General features: G+C 60.8%; 2 protein-coding genes and 1 pseudogene. 2 read left to right on the top strand and 1 reads right to left on the bottom strand.

What is annotated here, in order from left to right:
* Positions 1–1195 (bottom strand): ABC transporter permease (locus Q0510_RS19940; protein WP_298715622.1); only part of this gene is annotated, 1195 nt, incomplete at its 3' end.
* A gap of 188 nt (positions 1196–1383) precedes the next feature.
* On the opposite strand from Q0510_RS19940, the gene proB reads away from it, so the two are divergent.
* Complete coding sequence (gene proB / locus Q0510_RS19935) at positions 1384–2427, top strand: glutamate 5-kinase (protein ID WP_298715620.1); 1044 nt, start codon at positions 1384–1386, stop codon at positions 2425–2427.
* A gap of 10 nt (positions 2428–2437) precedes the next feature.
* Positions 2438–2722, top strand: a pseudogene (locus tag Q0510_RS19930) (gamma-glutamyl-phosphate reductase); the annotation flags it as partial.

Below are 2722 nucleotides of genomic sequence, written 5' to 3'. Positions count from 1 at the left end.
ATAACGAGCCCGTCAGGTACAACGCGCCCAGCGCCAGCCAGAAGGTAGTGCTCCGGAACAGCGACAGGCTTAAATCCTGGCCGGAAATATCGTTGAACACCGGCAGCGCGGCACTGATGATCAGCAGCGCGAGCCCCACCGCCAGGGCGTTGAGCAAGGCGGATTCGAAGAGAAATTGCAGGATCAGCTGGCTGCGCTGCGAGCCCACGGCCTTGCGCACACCCACTTCCACGGCGCGGTTGAGCGCGCGGGCGGTGGCGAGGTTGATGTAATTGATCCAGGCGATGACGATGATGAACAGCGCGATCCCGAGCAGCAGGTACACCGTGTTCCCGTCGCCGTTAGGCTCGGCTTCCATGCGGCGGTGCGAATAGAGATGGATATCCGTCAGCGGCAGCAGCGAATACGCCACATGCACGGGCGTGCCGTCGGGCATTTTGGCCAGGCGCTTCACCGTGGCGGGAAATTTGGCTTCCAGCGCGGAGGGGGCCGTTCCGGGGCGGAGCAGAAGGTATGTGAGGCAGCCGTCCCAGGTCCAGGTGGTTTCCAGGCCGGGGCTTTCGGCGTCTTTTACGAAAGTTGAAAAGGAAGTGAGGGTTTGAGGGTGGATGTGGCTGTTTTCGGGGAGGTCGCGGTACACGCCTACCACGCGGAAGGCGCGGCCCTGGTTGCGGAGCACGGTTTTGCCCACGGGGTCTTCGGTGCCGAAAAGTTTCCTGGCTACCGACTCGGAAAGCAACAGGGTGTGCGGTTCGGTGAGCACGGATTTCGCATCGCCGTGAATCAGCGGCACGGAAAAGACCTGCAGGAACGAGGGGGTGGTCCAGAAGGCCTGTTCGATCCGCACGCCTTCCCCGCTCCTGCCCTGGACGCTCAGCAGCAGCGGCGAGGCTTTGACGAGCTTTACGACGGATTCTATCTCCGGGAATTCATTTTTGAAGTGGGTGCCCACGCCGAAGGTGCCGGCGGCCCAGTCGGTGGAGTAATTATTTTCTTCATCCATCCGCTGCTGGCTGAGGCGGTAGATGCGGTCTGCTTTCCCGTGGAACCGGTCGTAGCCCAGTTCGTTGGAAACATACTGGAGGATCAGCAGCGAAGCGGCGATGCCGATGGCGAGGCCCAGGATGTTGATGATGGAGAACATCTTGTTGCGGGTGAGGTTGCGCCAGGCGATTTTGATATAATTCATCCACATACGGGAAAGGATTTGGCCGAAGGCTGCAAACGGGTTGCCATAAATGAGTTTGCAGCGCCAGCAAGGGTTTCGGATCGGGGCGGCCGGGGGAAACGTCCGGATTCGGACAGGGTGCGTCCGGCCGCGGGCGTTTCGCGGCGGCATTGCTGCTTGCAGAAACGGGCGGGTTTGAATATTTTTATACCCAGATGAAAAATACGAACAAACCGATACTTGTCATAAAATTTGGTACGGCCTCCATTACGCATGGCAACGGGGAGCTGAATGAATCCGTGATAGCCGAGATCGCCAAACAGGTGGCAGCGGTGCATGACCAATACAATGTGGTGCTCGTTTCTTCCGGGGCGGTGGCCGCGGGCAGGCGGTTCCTGAAAGATTATTCCGGCACCATCAGCGAGCGCAAGGCCGCGGCCGCCATCGGCAACCCCCTGCTGCTCAACCATTATACGTATCATTTCTCCCAATACGGCATCCCCGTGGCGCAGAGCCTCTGCGAGCGGAGCCACTTTTCCAACCGCAACCAGTTCCTCCAGCTTCATAAAACCTACGAGGAATTATGGGCCAGCGGCATCATACCCATCGCCAACGAAAACGACGTGGTGAGCGACCTGGAGCTGAAATTTTCCGATAACGACGAGCTGGCCACGCTCATCGCCGTGGGATTCGGCGCCTCCATGCTGCTGTTTTCCACCAGCGTGGGCGGCGTGCTCGACCGTTCGAATACCATCGTTCCCCTGATCCCCGTGATCGACGAAGCCGCCTTTGCGCTGGCCGACACCAGCAAATCCAGCCTCGGCCTGGGCGGCATGGTGTCCAAACTGACGTTCGCCCGCCTGGCCACCCGCATGGGCATCCAGGTGGTGATTTTCGGGATCGGTACGCCCAATGGCATCGCCCTGGCTACCGAAGGCAAAACCGGGACGCTCTGCCCGCCCCAGCCCTGCAGCATGCCCGCCCGCCGCAAATGGCTGGCCAGCGGCAGCCTGGTGACCGGCAGGATCCGCGTGGATGCCGGCGCGCAGCAGGCGCTGGAGAAAAGGCATTCCCTGCTCGCCGTGGGCGTCCGGGAAGTGCTGGAGAAGTTCGAATGCGGCGAAGTGATCGAAATTGCGGGTGAATCCGGCGATGTGTTCGCCGTGGCCCGCGCCAAGGTCAGCTCCGAAGCCATCGCCGGCGGCAACCGCGCGAAGAACGTGGAAGTAGCCCATGCCGACGAAATCGTGATCCTTTAAAAAATTAATTATGTCCACCACCATCATACCCCTCCTCGAAAAAGCGCAAAACGCCTCCCGCTCCGTCAAATCCTCGGCCGACGCCGCCAAACAGGCGATCCTTCGCCGCATCGGCGCCCTGCTGCAGGACAACGCCGCCGCCATAATGGCCGAAAATCAAAAAGATCTCGACGCCATGCCCGACGGCGACCCGCGGAAAGACAGGCTGCTGCTCAACGGGAGCCGCATCCGCGACCTGGCCCAAAGCCTGGACGATATTGCGCAACTCCCCGACCCCTCCGGCCAGCTGGTCACC

Source organism: uncultured Chitinophaga sp., from assembly GCF_937874145.1.
In the GTDB taxonomy this organism is placed as follows: Bacteria; Bacteroidota; Bacteroidia; order Chitinophagales; family Chitinophagaceae; genus Chitinophaga.
Note: the sequence above shows the minus strand (reverse complement) of the source record. Positions and strands in the feature narration are given on the sequence as shown.

What these genes read in the sequence shown, in the direction of transcription:
- proB (WP_298715620.1), top strand. Translation starts at nt 1,384, where the DNA reads ATGAAAAATACGAACAAACCGATACTTGTCATAAAATTTGGTACGGCC.